Source organism: Paenibacillus sp. J5 (genome assembly GCF_054955055.1).
In genome coordinates this window covers 15,956-36,386 of sequence record NZ_JBUEDD010000002.1, presented here as the reverse complement: position 1 = coordinate 36,386, position 20,431 = coordinate 15,956, and the positions used below count along the sequence as shown (strand labels likewise).

Below are 20,431 nucleotides of genomic sequence, written 5' to 3'. Positions count from 1 at the left end.
CGTGAAATGGTAGGCCCCACCGTCATTCCGCGTCATCCTCCTCCGCATCATCCCATGTAATGGACATGATGGCACCGGTAATAGCATGAACCTGCACGACGGCCTCCCCTGCATCTGTATCTATCTCGACCAGGTAATATCGGGTTGAGCCCTGCTGCTTGTATTCAACCTCATCAACCGTCCCCTGCACCTGCTGCAAGGCCAGCTTTGCCGCCTCAGACCCGGACAAGCCCGGCTGCTCCTCCGATACAGGCGGCTGTTCTGGCGCTGATGGCTCAGCCCCATGTTGATCGTCAGACCCAGCCTCGACCGGATCATAAGCCTCGATGCGCCTAATCGCCTGAATGCCGCCGTCTCTGCCGTCAACATCCAGCTCGTACAGACCAAGCTGCGACCGCAGCTCGATCTTATATATAGACTGCTGCAGTCGGGCGCTTACCACCTTGCCTTCGTACAACAATTGCACCTGCTCGCTCACTTGCTCGCGGCTAAGCAGCGGCTCCGCCGAGGCATGCAGCAGCGCCCACGCCACAAGACAGGCGAGGATGACTACAACGACCGCAGCGGTCTTCAGCATTGCTGGCTTACTCATGCCGTCCCCCCCTTTGTGAACGTGATCGTGACCGCAGTGCCGACGCCAAGCACACTCTCCAGCTTGATACGAGCACGGAGCACCTCCGCCAGCTCTGACGCCAGCGCAAGCCCCAGTCCCGCCCCGCCCACCTGGCTGCCCTGCCGCGTCCGTGATGGATCAACGCGGTAAAAACGGTCAAACACCTTGGGGATCTCCTCCTGCGGAATGCCGACCCCCTGGTCAGTGACGCGCACAAACGGCAGGCCGCCGCTCTCGCCCACGGTCATTTCAATCTCGGCTCGGCTATATTTGCACGCGTTATCGAGCAGAATGAACAATAGCTGCCGTAGCCTATTCCGGTCGGTAACGACATGAATCACTGCTGCTCCTTCGACGAGAATATCCCGATGGTATGCTTCACGGAACGCCTTGGCCGACTCTTCCGTTAGCTGCAGCAGATCGAGCTGCTCCATCCTCAGACTCCACTGCTCCTTATTCCTGGCGAGCATCAGCAACTGCTCAATCAGCTCCTGCATACGGAGCGTCTCGGAATGAATCGCCTCCAGCGCCTCCTGCTGCAGCTCCGGCCTCTCTGCCCCGCGCCGCTGCAGCAGACTGGCATAGCTCTCAATAATCGTCAACGGTGTCTTCAACTCATGCGAGGCATTGGACACGAACTGCTGCTGCTTCTCATAATTGCTCTCCAGCAGGCCGATCATCTCATTGAACGTCGTGCCCATCTCTGTCAGTTCATCCTTTGCCGGCTCTCTCAGCTCCAGCCTGCGAAATCTCCCGCTCTGCCGAATGTCGCGCATCGTCTGCGTCATCGCGGCGATGGGCCGCATGATGAGACGGGCCAGCAGCCCTCCTGCCGCAACCAGCGGCACGATAGCTAACGCTGTGACAGCAAGCAGCACCAGCCGCAGCTTGGACAACGTGTCCACAGCACCCTCGATATTTTCCGCTGTCTGGACATTGACGACCCTTCCGTCTCTCCAGATCATCGGGACGGAGGTGAGAATATAGCTGCGCCTGTCTGTGGCCCGGTACACGTCCTGCCATACCGCAGCCGAATACGTTACAGGCAGCTTGGCCAGCTCCACCGCCGCCTTGGCAGTAACCGGCGCGGGCGCCATTCCTTGTTCAGCAATGAGACGCAGCATTCCTTCCGAGGGCAGGTAGGCTCGCAGCAGCTCTGCCTCCGGTATGGCCGGATCGGCTGAGCGCAGCCCGCTGACGATGTGATTCGCTTCGGAACGCGCGCGCGCCAGCTCGGACTGCATCAACTGGTGGCTGAAGATCCAGTAGATCGCTGCATTCATCAGAATCAGCAGCAGGGTGAACCAGACCGAGGAATACAGATGAATCTGGCTGCGCAGTCTCATGGCGCTTCCTTGAGCACGTAACCGACGCCCCGTACCGTATGGATCAGCTCCGGCTTATGATTCTGATCAATTTTCCTGCGCAGATAGCGGATATAGACATCGACCACATTGGTGTCCCCATAATAATCGTAGCCCCACACCGCCTCTACAATCTGCTCCCGGTTCATCACCTGACGCTTGTTCTGCATGAGATAGACCAGCAAGTCGAACTCCCGCGGGGTCAGCTCGATGGGTATACCGTCCCGCGTCACCTCGCGTGTGGCCAAGTTTAGCTTCAGATCCGCTGTCTCCAGCCATTGCTTGTCCACACTGGATTCCGCCGAGGTGCTTCGAAGGCGCAGCGCAGCGCGAATACGGGCAAGCAGCTCCTCAATCTGAAATGGCTTGGTAATGTAATCATTCGCTCCAAGGTCCAGACCCGACACTTTGTCCTCCACCGAGCTTTTGGCGGTCAGCAGCAGTATAGCCGTATGCGAATCATTCGCCCGAATTCGTCGGAGCAATTCAATGCCGCTAATTCCTGGAAGCATCACATCAAGCAAGATCAGATCAAAGCCGCCCGCGCGATACCGCTCCAGCGCATCCAAGCCGTTGGTAGAGATTTCTACCTGGTATCCCTCGCACTCCAGTTCAATTTGCAGCAGCCGGGCGATCTTCGCCTCATCCTCCACCACCAATATCGCTTCGCCCATCCTGTCTACCTCCTTGTTCAACTGCCACCCGGCTCCACATCTCAACCCAGATGGCGTTCACCCCGCTTGGGACGAGCCGCTTCACTTCTACCCCCTTATCGTACCATACCGGCAGCTTGGCATGAAACTGCGCGCCAACGCAACAACGCAACAGCCTCAGCCGATCGCTCACAAATAAAAACCCACTCTGACCTATAAGGCCCTAGCGGGTTCCATGTTACTTGGCAAAGCTATGATGTCCGATTGTAGTCACGACGTCCAGATTCGACCAGAACGGGCCCGTGGACACCTTGGGATTAAAAAAATAGACCGCGTCATCGATATTATTCTTCCCATCAAGCGCCTGCTTGACCGCTCGCTTCACGCTGGCATTGGGCTTGCTCTTGTCGAGCAGTCCATTATGTGCCGGGGGAAACTGCTTGCCGGAATAGATGACATCACGAATCGAACTCGGAAATCTCGTATCCTTGACACGGTTCAATATAATATTCGCAATCGCCAGTTGGCCTTCAAATGGCTCGTATCCGGCCTCCACCATCGTAATTTTGGCGAGCAGCTTCACATCCTCCTCAGAGTAGGACGGCGCCTCATGGCTAAGCAAGGAAGGGATGACTGTCTTGAGGCGAGCGCCTTCCTTCAGTGTTGACTTCGCTGTCAGCCCGTTACGCTTCAGCAGTGCCGTCTTGCTATGTCCTGTCTGCTCGCTGATCTCATTCAAGCCATAGTCCTCAGAGATGACGGCACGCTTCACCGTCTCCAGCTCCACAACGCCTGTCTCTGAATCCAGCTTCACCTGACCATGAAGCAGCTCCACCAGATGACGCAGCGGGACGTACATGCTACCATCCGACATGAACGGTGCCGCATCCGATATATAGCGCCCGTCATTAAAATAAACGACCGGCACCTCATTGCCAAAGACGATCGTATCATTAACTGCTGTATGTATCGTCACTTCCTCCTCGCTGCCATCCCAGCTTGCCACAGCATCATACAACTGAGCAATGCGAGCAGCAGGCACGTAAAGCCTGCCATACTTCTCAAGCGGCGACACCTTCACTGTCTCGCCATCATGCTTGATCTTCCATTGGGCTGGAGCAGCTCCCTCCGCGCCCGCGCTAGATATTGGAGCAATCCCGAGCATTAGCAGTCCTATAGCCAGCACCATCACTAGCGCTCTCATCGGCTTGCCATTTCTGTTCATGCATTCCCTCCCGATGTATATGGCTGCCCATCATGCTCAGCCTGATCTCATGGGGAAGATTATAACACAGCTTTTTTATGCTGTGGATTAACTTTTTCACAGAATTAGAAAAAACCATAGACCTTTAGTCTTATTTTCAAGGAATATCTGGCTGCATTCCAGTCATTTCGAACTACTCTTCACTGCGAGCCAGCATCGTAACGAAAAGCCCCTTCCGTCGTCGGAAGGAGCTGGAGCATGTAATCTATTCAGCGATTCAGGATACTGCCTTGCGTTTCTTCTTGCACTCGGTGTCTGTGCAATTCTTATAGGTTCCGGTAAAGTCCAAGCGATGGTCGATCACTTTAAAGCCGTATTCCCGCTCGACTCGCTCCTCCAGCTCGGTCAGCCAATCCTCCTTGATCTCCTTGAGCTCTCCGCAGGCATGACAGATCAGATGGTGGTGCATATGCTCATGATCATCGCTTCGCAGATCAAACCGGACAACACCATCGCCAAAATTCATCTTGGCCACAATATGAAGTTCGGAGAACAGCTCCAGATTGCGATACACCGTTGCGATGCCAATATCCGGATTCTTTTGCTTGACCAGCATATAGACATCCTCTGCGCTCAAATGGTCATGCTCATGCTCCAGCAGCACTCTCAGCGTAGCCTCCCGTTGAGTGGTGAGCTTGTATCCCTTGCTGGTCAATTGCTTGTTGATTCTGACCACACTCTCTGTAATCGTCGACATAATGGAGACACCTCCTCTTTTTCCCTGAGCATCATGCTCGCTAACCAATACTATGTCAAGCAAGCCGCCGTTCTCACCTCGCACATAGCGGAAGGCGACTTACAAGCTGTTGCTGTATTGCTCACTCATTTGTTTAGAATGATTCTTATTTATATATTAATATAATATACAATAAGATGCAAATACATTCCGTAGTTCTAGTGAGCAGCATTGGCAACGAGGAAGGAAGGCGAGCTGGAGGTGCCTTCTGCCGCAGCAGGCAGATACACTCGCTCCACCCTTGCCGAGAGCGAGGAGGAGATTTCCTGCGGAACGCTGTTGACATATTGCGCTAATTCCCGGCAGCTAATCTCGGCTTGCTGCTGCCGACCGATCAAGGTTACCTTCGTTCCCTCAGGAAAACGGTTCGGCAGGCGGATCATAAGCTGATCCATGCAGATCTTCCCGATCACCGGCATACGCATGCCGCCTGCCAGCACCATTGACCCTCGAAGCCCTTGCGACCAGCCGTCGGCATAGCCGATCGGCACTGTGGCAACCCATTCCTGGCCACTGGCCTGATAGCTGTTGTCATAGCCAATATACTCTCCTTGCTCCAGCTTCTTCACCTGCAGCATGCGGCTATGCAGACTGAGGGCAGGCTTGAGCTGGATGCCATCATCGAGACCTTGCGGGCCAAAGCCGAACAAGGCTGCACCGATGCGCACCATATCCATCTGCGCGCCTGGGAATCGTAGCGCTGACGCACTTCCTGCACAATGATACAAAACACCGGAAAACCCGGATTGCAGCACCCATTGCTTCATGCAACGAAATCGGTGGAGCTGACGCTCCACATAATCCGTATGCTCCTGTCCCGCAGTGGCAAAATGAGTATACACGCCAACCAGCTCAATATGGGGTCGCTGGAGCCAGGGCACCATCTTCTTCCATTCCTCTTGCGAGCGGACACCCAGGCGGCCAAGTCCAGTATCCATCTTGACATGCAACCGCAGCTTTCCGCCTGTACGCTCCAGCTTGTACCGACTGATCTCCCGCAGCCAGGACGCCGAGATGACCGTCAGCATCAGATTGTGCTCGATGGCAAGCACAGCCTCGCTAGGGCTGACGGGGGTCAGAACGAGGATGGGCGCTTCAATACCATGCTCCCTCAAGCGCAGCGCCTCGCCCAGATACGCCACCGCCAGTTGCTCCGCTCCGGCACGAAGCGCTGCACGGGCGCTCTCGACATCGCCGTGGCCATAGCCATCGGCCTTGACGACCGCCATCAGCCGCACCCCACGGCGCAGCCTCGCCTTGACGGCAGCAGTATTATCCGATATGGCTGCCGAATCAATCTCTGCCCATGTGTTGCGATGCAATTCAGGTATTGCCATACGCCCCCTCCTTCCTGTACCTCGGCCGCAATCCGCCCCTTCAATACAAGCGAATCTGTTCGCCTGCTTCACCTCTCATACCGGATAGACTGCTTGTCCGCATGACGGTTAACCGCATAATCGATCAGCTTGTCGATCAACTCCGCATAGCTGGTTCCATCCGTCCGCTCCCACATGACCGGATACATGCTGCAATTGGTAAAGCCCGGCAAGGTGTTGATCTCATTCAGGTAGAGCTGTCCTGTCGGCTCCACAAAAAAATCAACCCGCGCCAAGCCTGCACCGTCCATCGCCTTGTAGGCTTGAACAGCGTATCGTTCAATTTGCTGCGCGGTTTCTGCCGAGATATCTGCCGGGATCGACATCGTTAATTCTCCGCGAAAATATTTGGCATCGTAATCAAAAAAGGTCTGATCCTGAATGAACTCTCCTGGCACCGATACCGCTGGCTGCTCATTGCCAAGCACGGCCACTTGAATCTCCCGCCCGGCAATCTCCTCTTCCACGACAATCTTGCGGTCATACTCGAAGGCGTGATGGATGCCACGCAGCACCTGCTCCCTGTCCAGGCAACGACTAATACCGATGCTGGAGCCGAGAGAGGCTGGCTTGATATAACACGGGTAGCCGAGCTCATGCTCGATCTGCTGCACGATGTCCTCGCTGCTGGCCGCCCAGTCTGCACGGCGATAGGCCAGATGCCTCGCCTGCGGAATGCCAGCCTGTGCGAACAGTGCCTTGGCGATCGACTTATCAAGCGCTGCAGCGGAGCCCAGTACGCCATTGCCAACGTAGGCCACATCGATCAGCTCCAGCAGCCCCTGCACCGTACCATCCTCCCCGCAGGAGCCGTGCAGCAGCGGCAGAGCGACCTTGGGTCCAGGCAGCTCAGAGAGCTGCAACAGCACGGAGCCGAGCGAGCCGGCGGCATCCTCCGTCCTCGGGCGTGAAGACAGCAGTTGCTCCATGCTCGTTGCTGGCTGCTCCAGACGTCCGCCCAAGCACCAGTACCCTTCTCTTGTAATGTACACGGGATACACCTCATGCTGGTCAAAATGAAGGGACTGAAGCACGGTGAATGCTGTCTTTAATGAGATGTCATGCTCAACGGATTTGCCGCCATATAGTACGATTAGTATCAATTGGTATTCCTCCTGCATCTGTATGTTTAGATCGGGGTAATTATCGTTCATATAGTTCACATTGTAAGGGTGAATTCTAAAGCTTCGTGTAACGAAATGTTAATTAATTCTTAAAATGCCGTTAGATGTTCGTAAGAAGTTGTCCTCGGCTGCATGTCAAAAAGACGACCTTATCCCTGACGTTCGGGATATAGGCCGTCTGCTTCGATGTTTCCTATATATGTATGTATGGCAACAGAGCAGGTCGGTCAGTATGACAGCCCCTCCAGGTTATTTTGCTGATAATCATACATCAAGTGCAGCTCCCGCGACATATCGCATGCCACTTGGACGATCCTCTCGTCAAATTGCGTGCCAGCATGTCGACGCAGCTCCTCCAGCGCTTCCTGTACAGATACGCTCTTGCGGTAAGGACGATACGTGAGCATGCAATCGAGCGCGTCGACGACAGAGCATACCCGCGCTCCTAGCGGAATCTCCTCCCGGCTCAGGCCGTGCGGATAGCCATTACCATCCCAACGCTCATGATGATGAAGCACATAGGAAGGCACTCTGCCCTCCAGTCCCGCATACTGCAGGAGCTGATAGCCAATCATTGGATGGCCCTTGATCTGCCGCCACTCCTCACTGTTCAGCTTGCCGGGATTGTCCAAAATATCCAGCGGTATCTTCATTTTACCCAGGTCATGCAGAAAGCACCCGCTTACGATCTCAATTCCATGCTCTGTGTCCAGCAAAGGAACCATTCGCTCTGCAAGCAGCGCTACCCTCGCACTGTGGGCATAGGTTGGAGGATGGTATTCACGCAATCTCTTCATCCACATCCCTGCAACCGGTTCGGAATACGTAGTAGGCTCCTCATATTCCTGATCATTGTCCAGCAGATTCATTCCTGTTCCACCTCTCATACAAACAAGACTCCCGCGTCTCCTTGGAACGACGCAGGTTACATATTATCCGGGCGATACCGCACCCGCTTACTCTATGAATAGTTAAATAAATCACGCTACGATGCTTACTGAACAAAATCCCAGTCAAAAAGTAGGATAACCGCTCCATAGCCATTGCAAGACGTAAGACCTAGTATCTTATAAACAACATTTAATTTTACTCGTCAGTATATAACAATTTTCTACATTATTCAATGCGATTTCGATACGACTGCATGATCATGCCGGAAACTGCTTCCCCCGCTATAGTATCACTAAAATCGTAAGTAAGCGAATCTAATTAACTACAACGATGTAGGTCTAAAGGTCTATGTTGTATCAATCAGCGATATGGACAGATTCCCGAGGCAGAATGAGGCTGTGCACAACAAAAGGATTTAAAAACATCAATTCTTCTAGTGACAATACTAGAAAAAATAGATAAAATATACATATAAATAAACATGTGGTATTGAGGTGAGTGGTTCTGTTCCCTTCTACTCTGCACGGCTTGATGTTTACCGTTACCTCGTTGCTGGAGTATTTGGCCATCTTTACGCTTACACTGTCCCTGTTCCGATTTAGAGCAGCCGACTACAGATGGCAGATTGTATTCTCTTGCTTATCGCTGTTGATGGTATCCTACATGACCCGTGCCGGTCTGCTGGCTGAATTTTCTCCGTTTGTTCAAGTGCTGGTACTGATTGTGCTGCTCTGGTTTGTGTTTCGCATCCAATTTTTTTATGCGTCGGTCATGTCCGTACTTGGCTTTGTGTTATATGGCACCCTGCAGTTATTTATTATTTTTGCTACCCGGCTCGTCTATCGCTGGGCCACCGACATACCTGCTCTCCCGGACAGCAGCATGTTCATCGTAGCGATGCTCACGAGCACCATCTGCCTCGGTCTGGGGGTCTCCCTGTATCGCCGGGGATGGGGGTACACCTTTGTTCCGCAGCGCACAGATGGCTTCATCAATTATCGCAAGCGGGAAAATTTTCATCTGCTGCTTGTTGTGCTGATTGCGTTGCTCGCTATTGTCGGTGCCTATTATTTGTCCCATCAGCATTTTCATTACTGGATGGCCATGACGATCATTATGGTGTTGCTGTCCTGTGTATCGCTACTGTTCATGCGGGCCTCCAATCTAAAGGATAGAAGTGAGAATATATGGTAGATGAGTATGCTGCGCGCCTGGCCGCAGCCATTAAGAGGACAGCGCCAGACAGCAAGGCAAGCGCAGAGGTTATCCAGTATGGCGCTATCATGCTGTTCAATGGCAGCGCGGTTCTAGTCTCTGTACTATTACTATGCGGGCTTGCCGGCAGGCTGACACACGGCATGATTGTCCTGATCGCCTACGCCTTACTCCGTTTTTGCACCGGAGGGTTTCATTTCCGCTCTGCACTGGTCTGCTATCTATATTCGACCGGGGTGCTGACAGCGATTGCTCTCGCACCGCTGACTGCAGCAAGCAGCCCGTACCTTACTGCAGCGAGTCTGGTGCTGGTGCTCCTGTTCGCTCCATCCGATCTGGAGCAGCACACCCGAATTCCGCAAGCTTACTACCTTCATCTGAAGGTGCTTGCCGCGATGTTGGTTTCACTCAATTTTATTATAGATTCTAATCATCTTGCATGGACAGCATGTGTACAAGCTCTTACTTTAATTAAACGAAGGAGGAATATCTCATGAAGAAGGTCAACAATACTAAGAAGACCAAAAAAGCACTCATCTGGACGGCTTCGATCGCCGCATCTCTGCTTGCTTCCGTAGCCAGCGCTTCCGTATCGGTCGCTTCCCCTTGGTGGAACCATCGTCCGGAGCCGCCTAAGGAACTGCTGGACTAGTCCTTTGCATCATGGAGTGTCAACGTCGGAGGGGGCAAGCCCTGGTAGTAAGACTCCATCCAGCCGCCCCCTATCCTAGCTCTTGTTCGTGGCATGCTCCGACAGCGAATATAGGTTGAAGATTGCCGGAATATGTGCCATCGTGTAAGAAGCCCAATCCAGAAAACAAAGGTTGAGATGGTGTGGATAACAAATGGATACCAGTTCTGGCATTGCCGGATGCGACGCCCGAATTTTTAAAGATTTCCGATATTTGCTATACCTCACTAAAAAGGGGGAAAATCATATTTCATACGTTGGGCAAAGACTACCAGCTCATCTCCAATATTGAAGAGCTGTACAGCCTTTTGTATACTTTTGAATTTCGCAAGACTGACCGCGGAACATTAGTGCATATTGCCAACATGGTGCACTTTGACGAGAGCTACCGCAAAATATACTTTGACCGAATGATTACAAAGCATTCCAAGTATGCAACCGTATCATCGAACAATATCTCCAATGTCGTCAAATTCATGCGTGAACGAGATAGACAGCCTGCCCCAGATCATCCCTTACCTGTGAACAAGCTGCCTTAGCTGGACGGAGCAGTCACACACTCCGTCCCCCCCACACACAGCCTCTGTTCAACCAGCAGACACCTCAAGCAGCAGTGCTTCTCTTGCTTCTTGCTCGTATTCCATCCTTTCCTCTATGGCATGACAAGAGCTCGACAGCAGTTGACCGGCCTGATAGTCCATATGAAACCAGTAGCAGCCCTCCTGCAGCAGTTGCGGAAGCGTTCGGGGCAAATTTGCAGCCACGCCCTGATTATCGGGGTGGAGCACCCAGCTAATTTCCTTCCAGTCCAACACACCCTCAGCAGTCTTCACCGGCGCAGCGTAAGGATGATGCGCGGGAAGCTCCGCAACATATACATACATGCCACCCAGTCCAGAGCGATCCGACGACCACGTGATCAACCCTTTGAATGTGAGCTTCATGACATCGTGTTCGGACAGGCCCGTCTCCTCTAACAGCTCTCGAATCATCGACTGCCGGGGCTGCTCTCCAGGCAGCAGCTTTCCTCCAACGCCGTTCCAGCAGCCCATCCAGCTAGGCTTTTCCCGATTAAGCAGCAGCAGCTCATTCCCACGGCGAACAAAACAAATATTATATGTAATCATAATGAATCCCTCTCTCTTCCCTTCCCTGTCGTCCACTGCCCAAGCCGCGCCTGGCATCAGACCGGTAGCAATCACGCTTATAGTTGATGGGCTCCTAATATGGCGCTTGCCGAGGTGGTGACATACGAACCGTCACGGATGTTCCAGAATACACAAGGCTGCCGACCAGACTCAACGAGTCGAGGGTGGCAGCCTTGTGTTGATCATAAGACTTATGTGTTGTGCTCGCTTATCTGAGTCTTAATATAGCTACGCGATACGAGGCTTTGCCTCTCAAGGACGACGAAACCAATTGAGATTAACGGGGCAATCCTCGGCCGGGCAGACTACCAGTCGCGGCTAATCTCCATCTCGTCCACCGCAATGCCTTCCTCAACGGCAAATTCAAAATCTTCAATATCGTACACCTGAACCGGTACTTCCGCTTCAATGATACGATCCTGCAGCTCTATCTGATCCGATAGCAGCGGCAACTTGAACTTCATCGCCGTCAGCAACTGCTCCGTCTCGATCGGATCAAAATACTCGCCGTAATGCGCATTATCGAGCGCGTTCACAACGGTGAAGGTAACGTGCTCGCCCAGCAGCAGCGGCGCACTCTCTCTCCAGGGGACCCCAAGCGCGCGTTCAATCTTCTTGCGATTCAGCGGCTCCTCGAAAAAAGCGATCAACTCGCCAATCTTCATCTTGACATGGCGGTCGTCCTCCACATCATCCATGACTTGATCCGGCCCGTTCTTCATATCATAAAGCTCCATAATCGTGGAGTATGGAATGACGTAATCGACAGGTCGATCCGGCACCATCAGTTGCCCATAAGTCGCGACCATCACAGCCTCTATGACAAAACGACGACGCATTTTGTATCCCCCTCTCTATATCAGCCTGTTCATGCTAGCAGATTAACGATCTATGCTTGCCCTATATTATACCTCAATCACCATCGAAACGGTACAGGCAAAACGGACAAGGGCAACCATCCCTCCGCAAGCACAGGGTCTGGCCCGGTATGCTCCGCTGTCTATCTCGGTTGCCCTCTTGGATCAGCAATATCGCATTACGTCAAGCTCCTAGTTCCGGCATTGCTTGAAGCCGGGCATGGAGGTACAATGGGCATACTGGCATTTTTTGAAGGAGGCACTACGTTATGAAGGAAAAGCAAGAGCAAGTGATTATTATTGGAGCTGGGCCATGCGGGCTGGCCGCGGCACTGGAGCTGCATAGCCACGGCTTCGATCCGCTACTGATCGAGAAGCGCAATGTGGTTCACTCCATCTCCCAATATCCCATCTACATGCAGTTCTTCAGTACGCCCGAGCTGCTGGAGATCGCTGGTGTACCGTTTACAACCGCGCATGACAAGCCTAGCCGTCTGGAAGCGCTGAATTACTATCGCAATGTCGCGCTGCGCAGCGGCGTGCGAATCCATGCCTATGAGACCGTCACCGGCTTAACGAAGGAAGCCGAGGGCTTCGCGCTGACGAGCATCCGCAAGAACGGCGAAGCTCGTACATACCGCACACGCCATGTTGTCATTGCGACCGGCTATTTTGACCATCCGAATCTGCTGGGCATTCCGGGCGAGGACCATGACAAGGTATCCCACTTCTTCCGTGAGGCACATCCCTACACGGGGATGCAGGTCACCATCATCGGAGGAAGCAACTCCGCAGTTGATGCCGCACTAGAGCTGGAGCGGGTCGGCGCCAAGGTAACCGTCGTCTATCGCGGCGAGGACTATTCGCCAAGCATCAAGCCATGGGTGCTGCCAATTATGAAGGCTATGGTTGCCAAAGGACGGATTGCCTTCCGATTCCAGTCCCGCGTGATCGAGATTACCCCGGCTGAGGTCGTCATTGAGACGTCCGGCGGCACGGAGCGGCTGCCGAATGATTTCGTGCTGGCGTTAACCGGATTTCATCCGGACAGGGAATTTTTGGGGAGCGCTGGAGTAACGATGGAGGCGGAAGGATACCCGACCTTTAACGAGGAGACGATGGAGACCAATGTGCCCGGGATTTACCTGGCAGGGGTTGTCGCCTCGCGCCACGAGGCCAATGAGATTTTCATTGAGACAGGGCGTTTCCACGGCCACAAAATTACCCGCCACTTGCTGGAGCAAGCGGCGAAGCAGGAAGGATGAGCAGGATGAGATCACGCCAGCTATTTGTGATGGTCAGCATCGTGTTGACCACGCTGGTCGCTTCAATCGACGCGACCATTACGAATACGACCATGCCCATCATTGCCGAGGAGCTTGGCGGGTACTCGCTATATGCGTGGTCCTTCGCGGCCTACATGATTTTTGCCACCGTGCTGACACCGGTTGCCGGACGCATCTCTGACCTGTACGGGAGAAAGAAAATATTCGGCTTCGGTATCCTGTTCTTCCTCCTCGGCTCGCTGCTGTGCGGTCTGGCCGACTCCATGCTTCAGCTTGTCATCTACCGGGCCGTGCAGGGGATGGGAGCAGGCATTATGACCCCCTTCCCACTTATCATCGCCGGGGATCTGTTCGCCGTCGAGAAGCGCGGGAGGATTCAGGCGATGTTCTCCGCCATGTGGGGGGTGTCGGCTGTCGTAGCTCCATTGCTTGGCTCGTTGTTCGTGGAGCTGGCAAGCTGGCGGTGGATTTTTCTCATTAATATTCCAGTCTGTATCCTGGCCTTTGCCTTCCTCCTGTTCTACAAGGAAGCCTATGAGCCACGCAAATCCCCTATCGATGTGTGGGGGTCTGTCCTCTTCGCCGCCGGGGTTAGCCTGCTGCTGGCAGCGACGACGGTTGAAAGCCATGTCTGGCTATATGCTGTGTCTGGCGCTCTGCTGCTAATGTTATTTTGGGCGGTGGAGAAGCGTCACGCTTCGCCAATCGTGCCGCTGCAGCTATTTCGTATCCCGGCTAATAAATGGATGATCATCAATTCCTTCTTAACATGCGCCGCCTTGTTCGGCACCTCCAGCTATGTGCCGCTGTTTCTCCAGCATGAGAACTATTCCGTCTTCATGAGCGGCGTGTCTCTGCTCGGGATGTCGGTCGGCTGGATGGCCTGCTCGGTTCCAGCCGGACGCTGGGTGTTGCGCTATGGCTACACACGGCTGATGCTGATCGGCAACCTGACGCTGCTGGCCTCTGGCATTATGCTGATGTTCCTAAGCCCTGCGACCGGATTTATCTATGTTACTCTGGCAATGACCGTCCAAGGGGTCGGCTATGGATTGCTGTTCACCGTCACAACGATTGGGGCACAGCAGCTCGTTCGATCGGATCAGAGCGGCATCTCCACCTCGCTCCAGATGTTCTCGCGCAACATCGGCACAGCGATCGGAGTGACCGTGATGGGCGCATTGCTGCTGCGGGGCGAGTTCATGGAGGGTATCCGTCTCATCTTCCTGTACGGTACCCTGGTTTGCCTGGCTGGCCTGGCCACCGTCTGGTTTATCCGCGATAACAAGCTGCCTTCAGAAGAGCGGCAGGTGCCTGCGGAGCAGCTCCATTAGCTGCGGCTCATGCGCCTCGATCCAGCCGCATACGAAAGCAGTGCGCTGCATCTGTTCCGCCCATTCCTGTGGTGGATCAAGCTGCTGCTGATAACGATCGGCAAAGTGAAGATGTACATCGGCCATCCTGAGCTTCATCAGCGCTGGGATGGCCGTAATCTCCTCAGCAGTCAGCTTGCGGCGACTGCCAAATCCCTCCACAAACAACTCCAGCCGCTCCAGCGAACGCTCTGTCCTGCCCTCCACGATCAGCTCTGGCAGCACTACAGCCAGCTCCATGGCGCGCAGATCAATGGTGCAGAACTCAAAGTCGAGTACACCAACCACCTCCTCCCCTCTCGCTACAGCATTTGTAAAGACAACGTCGCCATGCACCCACTGCTCAGGCAGCGAGCTTAGCTGCGCCTCCGCCTCCATCAATTCGCCGCGCACCCGCTCCAGCAGCTCTAGCTGCGGCAGCAGCCCGGTCAACTGCTCGTCTGTCCTCACCCAGCTCGCCATTTCTGCTGCATCCAGATGCTCATAATTGCTGCTCAGCTTGTAGTACGGCGTATACGCCGGCTCATCCTCCAAGGTCAAGCCATCGAGCGCTCCGCTCATGGTTCCGCATGCCTGACCCAGCCCGTAAATATGCGGCCCATACTCCCCATCCGGTCGTTGACCCTCGATGTAGATATATAGCGCGGCGAGCTTGCCATCCTTGCCGACGGCAATCGTCCCGCCGCTGCGGCAAGCCACCGGACGCGGCACGGAAAATCCCAGCTCCATACGGCTGAGCGCATGCAGCACACGATGCTCCAGTCGTACCTTGGCCTGCTCCTTATGGTTGTCATACAGGCGCAGCACATAACGGCTACCCCCGCTATAGACGATACGGGTCGTATTGTTCTTGCCGCTCTCCTCCTTCACTACTCGGCACGGCCAGGGCAGATCGTAGAGATCAAGATACCGCTCCAATTCGAGCTCGCGATCCTGGGCGTCAATATCGTATGGCAAGCTCATCTCCTCAGTTCCCTCCAAGCCGCTCTGCTGCTCTTTCCTATGCTTTGTCTGCTCCTTCAACACCGTTCCCCGCCTTCCTATTCCTCGTAGATCATTTTGTGCGTCATCCCGCCATCGATGACCAGATTAATACCGTTGACAAAATCATTTCGCCCCTCACTCAGATACAGACAGGCGCGCGCAATGTCCTCCGGCTGTCCGACACGCCCGGACAGATGCTGACGATGATCCGTCTCGCGCAACTGACTGTAGTCCCCGGTCTCGATCCAGCCAGGGCTAATACAATTCACTGTAATGCGATGCTTCGCCAGCGAGGCTGCCATAGCGTGCGTGAGCGCTACCAGCCCACCCTTCGAGGCTGCATACGCTTCGCTATCCGGCTCAGACATTATCGCTCGTGTAGACGCAATATGGATGATGCTCCCGCCCTCTGGCTGCTGCTTCATCCGTGCCGCAGCTTCGCGCCCGCACAAAAAAGCACCGCGCAGATTGCAGTGGAGAACGCTGTCCCATTCGTCCACCGTCAGCTCGAACATGCTCTTCGTTATGCCAAAGCCCGCATTGTTGATGAGCACATCGAGCCGCCCGAATACATTCCATGCCTCCTGGATCATTGCTGCAACCTGATGCTCGGAGGCCAAGTCTGCTGCTGCCGCATAGAGACGATCTGAACCAAATTCAGCCGCCAGCCGTTTATTTAAGCTTTGCAACCGCGCCTCCTCCTTATCCGTTATCGCGACATGGTAATCCGCTTTCAAGTATGCCTTTGCCAGCTCTGCGCCAATCCCCCCGGCCGCTCCGGTAATGACTGCCACTCGTCTCATAGCCATCGTCTCCTTTACAGATCGTCACTCTATCGTATATCGGCATCATCCACACTGGCAATCGGCAGGCTGGAGCTGTGCTCCGCCAACAGTTCGCGCAGGCTGCCCCCTTGGTCGCGCAGATCGTCCATATAGACATCCGCCTTCACAAGTCCTTGACGCAATATAATCGCACGATCGATCACATTCTCAATCTCGTCAATCAGATGGGTGGCAATGAGGACCGTCTCCTCCCCATGCAGGCTGCCTACGAGCAGCCTTAGAAAGCTTTGGCGAGTAAGCAGATCCTTCCCGATCAACGGCTCATCCATCAGGATGTAGTCAGCCTGCTTGGCCAGTCCCGCGCTAATCTCCAGCTTCAGCTTTTGCCCCTTGGAGAAGGTCCTGATTCGCCTGTCTCCATCCAGCGCATACAATTCGAGCAGTTGCCTATAATGCTTGTGATCAAACAACGGGAAAAACTTCGCCAAAAAATGTCCGTACTCCAGCGGCGTCATATGGGGCAGAAAGCTCCCTTCCTCCGTCACAAAGGCCAGCTTGTCGTACTGCTGCTGCACAGGTCTGCCCTCGATGCTCACTGTGCCGCCCTGCAGCTCGCCCAGCCCCATGATCGCCTTGAGCAATGTCGTTTTGCCGCTCCCGTTCTCTCCCAATATGCCGACCACCTCGCCTCTAGGAATCGCCAGGTGACGAATATAGATTCCGTGCGAACTGCTGCCATATCGCTTATCTATGTCGCTTAGCTCAATCATACTACCCCTCCTTGATGCTGGCGTCCCTTCAATGACCGTCCTTGATCTGCAGGTGATCGAAGAAACGGTAATCCAGTGGATCATACCTAAAACTGAGCTGCGCCGGGACGCGCCTTGCCCGGATCACATCATCATTCCAGTCTGAGCGAATCTCTCCCTTATAGACAATCTCGCCTCGATCATACACCTCAATCAACAGCCGCTTGGGGCGAGCAAACGAATACTCAATCTCCTCGTGACCCTCCCGGTTATCCTCCATCTGCCGCAGTATGATTAGGCGCCCCTCTACACTGCGCATCGACAGTAACGCTTCAACCGTCATATTGTCTGCCCCATCCGAGAAGTCTGCCCTTACCTGATGGATGAGCGCAATCCGGTCGGCGACCTCCACCGTGAGCAGCATACGATACAGCTTGCCATCCGACGTAGTCTGGCTGAAGCTCAGATTAAGCTGCTGCTGCTCAGAATCGGCATAGGCCTGATAACGAGCCCCATAGCTACTCGACTCCGCTGCAACCGCATCACCGATATAGACCCCTGGCACCTCCAGCTCGCCCAGCAATTGTCCGCTGGCTGCATCATAAGCTGTAAGCTGCAGCATCCCGCCCTTGGTCATGACCACGACCAGCTTGCCATCTACCGCCTCCAGACCCAGCACCTGAACAGCCTCCTCCTCTGTAAGCCCATTGACTCCGAGTGGTATGGCTGTCAGTTCATGGCTATCCGTCGCATCCGGCGGCTGCGGGTAACCCCATTCATAGAAGGCAAGCTTGAAGATACTGCTGCTGCCCGTATAATCCGTTGTGACGGGAGTCGTATAGTACACATCCTCGCCATCCACTGCTAGACCATATTCGAGTGGATTCGAATACCTACTGACCTGTCCCTCAAGGCGGCTACCGTTAAAGGTCAGCACAGGCGCCACATTCGCCTTCCCTGTGGGAACCGGATACAGGCCGCTAATATCGCGCGCTACAATCTCGAACGGCCCACTGCCGTATACCTCATATTCCTTATTTCCAACCCGCTTGGCCTCACCCGCGATGTAGCTGTTGCTACGCGCCAACTGCGGCTGGTCGAACAGCACCGTCTCCTTAACCACCTTGTTCTGCCGGGCAGTAAACGTCATCGCATGGTAGCCATCGCGCAATTCTCCCGAGATGATCGCCTCTCCCAGTGCCTCTTTGCTACCTGCAATATCCTCCAGTACGAGCGTGCTGTCCTCCTTGGCGCGATAGATACCCAGGCTAAGGAGCAGCATAATCGCGAGCCCGACGGCAAGCATCGGAAGCGCTGCATGGTCTACAACTCGTCTTCGCATCTTCATTCTCCTCTCAAGTGTATCATGCAAGCCTCAGGCGACCGTCCCTCGTCGCAGCAACTGGAGGCTGTGACCGATGAACCAGGCACTCAACAACAGCAGCAGAGCGCTGCTCCAGTACAAGCCAGAGGGCTCCCCGTAATATATCGGCTCGCTCATTCTATACCCTGCTACACGTATGATGAGCAGTACTGCTGCAATGACCGCCACCCCTCCCCACAGCTTTCTGCTCCGCTCGCACAGTGTGGCATAGTAAGTTCCGGTCAGCAGCGCCGCTGCGATCGCGACCGTCGAGAGCAGTCGGCTGAAGCTGAACGGCAATAGCATACGGAACCATTCCGAGCGTATGACAGCAAGGAACCATCCATTATGCATGACATACCCTTCCCCACCCGCCCGGAACGCTCGTGCCGCAGCCAATTCGTAGCCCAGCCATGCCCCGGCTCCTTGCGCCGCGAGCAGCAGCAACAGCGCCGTAGCCGCTGTCGTGAGCTTTGCCGCATACAATGCCTCCCGACGAACAGGCAGTGTCAGGAAGGTGTAGATGCTCTTGCTGCCCGAGTAGGCGCGGTACACACTGCGAACATAATACGCCAGCAGCAGCAAGATATAGACTCCGCAAGTAAGCGCTGCTCCGGAGGAGACATAGAGTGTCTCGTAGCGTTCCACCACAGTATACGGGCCATAATCATTTGTTGCGGCATGAATCAGCAAGAGCGGTGTTCCCAGCGCACCTGCGCAGAGCAGAATGATGGCTCGAAGCCAGGCGGCAAATTCTGCATTCAATAGACGATAATAACCTTTCATAAGCATCTCCTCCTCTGTATTACTCCTCTAGTACAATAATTACAGATCGACACCAGAGGTGCCTTCCTGCCCTGATCTAGTCCCATAGCTCGCTCAGCAGCTCAACCACACGCTTGAATGATAGATTGATCTCCTTGGCGGAGCCAATAAACTCCTTCACCAATCCGCTCGTCAGCTCCGTCTCAATCCGCGCCCGCACCTCGTCATCCACATAGATAACGCTCCCCAGCGTACTGCTCGTGCGAACATAGCCCTCGTCCTCCATCAGCTTGAAGGCCTTCTGCACTGTATTCGGATTAATCTGCAGTTGTGCCGCCACCTCGCGTCGCGATGGCAGCTTGTCACCGCTTATGGCTTCGCCAAGCACAATTTTGCGCTTCACATATCGCGCGGCCTGCACATAGACCGGTTCCTTATTGTTCAGCTTCAGCTCATAGAAATTCAGCACACGCAGATCACCCCGCCTTCGATTATTGTATTATGGCACTAGTACAGATGGAATGTCAAGAGTCCAGTCTCTCAATCAGCAACAAAATTCATCGTATTGACATAATTTTGAAGTTAGCCAATGTACACATAATTTGTAACTATTGTATAATTAATCTAGTAGAGCCGTTGGCCAACGATCAATCTACTACCCTATTATATGAAGAGGAAAAGAGGTAGCGTTATGAGAACAGTTATGAGAACCTTCAGACCGATCCGGGTTACGATGGCTGCTATTATGTTGGCCCTTTGTTTCATGACACTTGCTGCTCCTGTTGTCTCTGCTGACGATCGAACACAAATTGTTTACCCGATCAAAGGTGCAGCATATAGCTCCTCCCCGGCATTCATTATGTGGACACTAACGCCAGATGTTAAGGTATCCCAGTTTAACATCTCGGCGGTAGATGGCAGTTATACTTATAATTCAGGCCCCATCTATCACACACCTGGATCAACTTCATATCTATCCCAATTGCCTGTACTGCCCTCAGGCAAATTGTATTCCATGTACATCGAAGATTATCACTATTCCGGCAATACGTATACCGGCTACAGCTATGACCATGGCTTCTTCAGTGTGTACTAGGCAGTCATTTACCAGAGTCATAACAATGATGTCTAATTGAAATCCATCTTGATCCGACCAGGGCTGTCTGCAAGCGCCTTACCTTTCGGACAGCCCTT

24 protein-coding genes are annotated in these 20,431 nt (G+C 53.9%); 7 read left to right on the top strand and 17 right to left on the bottom strand.

Annotated elements, in window-relative coordinates; translation table 11 throughout:
- Positions 1-22: 22 nt before the first annotated feature.
- From ACY1JZ_RS02895 to ACY1JZ_RS02855, 9 genes are all read right to left on the bottom strand, one after another.
- On the bottom strand, positions 23-592 hold the full coding sequence (locus ACY1JZ_RS02895; protein WP_462627995.1) for a PepSY domain-containing protein: 570 nt from the start codon (positions 590-592) through the stop codon (positions 23-25).
- On the bottom strand, positions 589-1,959 hold the full coding sequence (locus tag ACY1JZ_RS02890; RefSeq protein WP_462627994.1) for a sensor histidine kinase: 1,371 nt from the start codon (positions 1,957-1,959) through the stop codon (positions 589-591). Before ACY1JZ_RS02890 ends, ACY1JZ_RS02895 begins: the two co-directional genes overlap by 4 nt.
- Positions 1,956-2,651, bottom strand: a complete 696-nt coding sequence (locus tag ACY1JZ_RS02885) for a response regulator transcription factor (RefSeq protein WP_462627993.1) — start codon at positions 2,649-2,651, stop codon at positions 1,956-1,958. Before ACY1JZ_RS02885 ends, ACY1JZ_RS02890 begins: the two co-directional genes overlap by 4 nt.
- Complete coding sequence (locus ACY1JZ_RS02880) at positions 2,620-2,823, bottom strand: hypothetical protein (protein ID WP_462627992.1); 204 nt, start codon at positions 2,821-2,823, stop codon at positions 2,620-2,622. Before ACY1JZ_RS02880 ends, ACY1JZ_RS02885 begins: the two co-directional genes overlap by 32 nt.
- Before the next feature lie 45 nt (positions 2,824-2,868).
- Positions 2,869-3,855 (bottom strand): cell wall hydrolase, encoded by a 987-nt coding sequence (locus ACY1JZ_RS02875; protein WP_462627991.1) that lies wholly within the window; start codon positions 3,853-3,855, stop codon positions 2,869-2,871.
- Positions 3,856-4,111: 256 nt separating this feature from the next.
- Complete coding sequence (gene fur, locus ACY1JZ_RS02870) at positions 4,112-4,591, bottom strand: ferric iron uptake transcriptional regulator (RefSeq protein ID WP_270171270.1); 480 nt, start codon at positions 4,589-4,591, stop codon at positions 4,112-4,114.
- Between the two features lie 197 nt (positions 4,592-4,788).
- Entirely contained in the window at positions 4,789-5,967 is a 1,179-nt protein-coding gene (alr, locus tag ACY1JZ_RS02865) for an alanine racemase (RefSeq protein WP_462627990.1), read from the bottom strand.
- Between the two features lie 68 nt (positions 5,968-6,035).
- Positions 6,036-7,109 carry a D-alanine--D-alanine ligase family protein gene (locus ACY1JZ_RS02860; protein WP_462627989.1) on the bottom strand — a complete coding sequence of 358 codons (1,074 nt, stop codon included), beginning with the start codon at positions 7,107-7,109 and terminating at the stop codon, positions 6,036-6,038.
- 248 nt (positions 7,110-7,357) lie between these two features.
- Positions 7,358-8,017, bottom strand: a complete 660-nt coding sequence (locus ACY1JZ_RS02855) for an HD-GYP domain-containing protein (RefSeq protein ID WP_270171276.1) — start codon at positions 8,015-8,017, stop codon at positions 7,358-7,360.
- Positions 8,018-8,519: 502 nt separating this feature from the next.
- On the opposite strand from ACY1JZ_RS02855, the gene ACY1JZ_RS02850 reads away from it, so the two are divergent.
- The 4 genes from ACY1JZ_RS02850 (at position 8,520) to ACY1JZ_RS02835 (ending at position 10,466) form a co-directional block, all read left to right on the top strand.
- Positions 8,520-9,215 carry a hypothetical protein gene (locus ACY1JZ_RS02850; protein ID WP_462627988.1) on the top strand — a complete coding sequence of 232 codons (696 nt, stop codon included), beginning with the start codon at positions 8,520-8,522 and terminating at the stop codon, positions 9,213-9,215.
- Positions 9,209-9,733: an accessory gene regulator ArgB-like protein gene (locus ACY1JZ_RS02845; RefSeq protein WP_462627987.1), complete on the top strand. Its 525-nt coding sequence runs from the start codon at positions 9,209-9,211 to the stop codon at positions 9,731-9,733. Before ACY1JZ_RS02850 ends, ACY1JZ_RS02845 begins: the two co-directional genes overlap by 7 nt.
- A complete protein-coding gene (locus ACY1JZ_RS02840; RefSeq protein ID WP_462627986.1) occupies positions 9,730-9,888 on the top strand; it encodes an AgrD family cyclic lactone autoinducer peptide in 159 nt (52 codons plus the stop codon). Before ACY1JZ_RS02845 ends, ACY1JZ_RS02840 begins: the two co-directional genes overlap by 4 nt.
- 182 nt (positions 9,889-10,070) lie before the next feature.
- Entirely contained in the window at positions 10,071-10,466 is a 396-nt protein-coding gene (locus ACY1JZ_RS02835; RefSeq protein ID WP_462627985.1) for a LytTR family transcriptional regulator DNA-binding domain-containing protein, read from the top strand.
- Between the two features lie 48 nt (positions 10,467-10,514).
- On the opposite strand, the gene ACY1JZ_RS02830 is transcribed toward ACY1JZ_RS02835, so the two are convergent.
- On the bottom strand, positions 10,515-11,054 hold the full coding sequence (locus ACY1JZ_RS02830) for an NUDIX hydrolase (RefSeq protein WP_462627984.1): 540 nt from the start codon (positions 11,052-11,054) through the stop codon (positions 10,515-10,517).
- Between the two features lie 326 nt (positions 11,055-11,380).
- Positions 11,381-11,914, bottom strand: coding sequence for an ADP-heptose synthase (locus ACY1JZ_RS02825; RefSeq protein WP_462627983.1), 534 nt, complete (start codon positions 11,912-11,914; stop codon positions 11,381-11,383).
- 287 nt (positions 11,915-12,201) lie between these two features.
- On the opposite strand from ACY1JZ_RS02825, the gene ACY1JZ_RS02820 reads away from it, so the two are divergent.
- Both ACY1JZ_RS02820 and ACY1JZ_RS02815 read left to right on the top strand, forming a co-directional pair.
- The gene (locus ACY1JZ_RS02820; RefSeq protein WP_462627982.1) at positions 12,202-13,197 is read left to right on the top strand and encodes a YpdA family putative bacillithiol disulfide reductase; all 996 of its coding nucleotides are present in this window, start codon (positions 12,202-12,204) and stop codon (positions 13,195-13,197) included.
- A 5-nt stretch (positions 13,198-13,202) separates the two neighbouring features.
- The gene (locus ACY1JZ_RS02815; RefSeq protein ID WP_462627981.1) at positions 13,203-14,552 is read left to right on the top strand and encodes an MFS transporter; all 1,350 of its coding nucleotides are present in this window, start codon (positions 13,203-13,205) and stop codon (positions 14,550-14,552) included.
- Here the strand turns inward: ACY1JZ_RS02815 and ACY1JZ_RS02810 are convergent.
- From ACY1JZ_RS02810 to ACY1JZ_RS02785, 6 genes are all read right to left on the bottom strand, one after another.
- The gene (locus ACY1JZ_RS02810) at positions 14,514-15,614 is read right to left on the bottom strand and encodes a phosphotransferase (protein ID WP_462627980.1); all 1,101 of its coding nucleotides are present in this window, start codon (positions 15,612-15,614) and stop codon (positions 14,514-14,516) included. The genes ACY1JZ_RS02815 and ACY1JZ_RS02810 overlap by 39 nt on opposite strands.
- A 17-nt stretch (positions 15,615-15,631) precedes the next feature.
- A complete protein-coding gene (locus tag ACY1JZ_RS02805; protein WP_462627979.1) occupies positions 15,632-16,378 on the bottom strand; it encodes an SDR family NAD(P)-dependent oxidoreductase in 747 nt (248 codons plus the stop codon).
- Between the two features lie 29 nt (positions 16,379-16,407).
- Positions 16,408-17,130 (bottom strand): ATP-binding cassette domain-containing protein, encoded by a 723-nt coding sequence (locus tag ACY1JZ_RS02800; RefSeq protein ID WP_270171297.1) that lies wholly within the window; start codon positions 17,128-17,130, stop codon positions 16,408-16,410.
- Positions 17,131-17,158: 28 nt separating this feature from the next.
- Complete coding sequence (locus ACY1JZ_RS02795; RefSeq protein ID WP_462627978.1) at positions 17,159-18,451, bottom strand: hypothetical protein; 1,293 nt, start codon at positions 18,449-18,451, stop codon at positions 17,159-17,161.
- Positions 18,452-18,484: 33 nt separating this feature from the next.
- Entirely contained in the window at positions 18,485-19,258 is a 774-nt protein-coding gene (locus ACY1JZ_RS02790) for a hypothetical protein (RefSeq protein ID WP_462627977.1), read from the bottom strand.
- 76 nt (positions 19,259-19,334) lie between these two features.
- Entirely contained in the window at positions 19,335-19,706 is a 372-nt protein-coding gene (locus ACY1JZ_RS02785) for a GntR family transcriptional regulator (RefSeq protein ID WP_462627976.1), read from the bottom strand.
- A 222-nt stretch (positions 19,707-19,928) separates the two neighbouring features.
- Here ACY1JZ_RS02785 and ACY1JZ_RS02780 point away from each other — a divergent pair, with 222 nt between their 5' ends.
- Complete coding sequence (locus tag ACY1JZ_RS02780) at positions 19,929-20,333, top strand: hypothetical protein (RefSeq protein ID WP_462627975.1); 405 nt, start codon at positions 19,929-19,931, stop codon at positions 20,331-20,333.
- Positions 20,334-20,431: the final 98 nt, after the last annotated feature.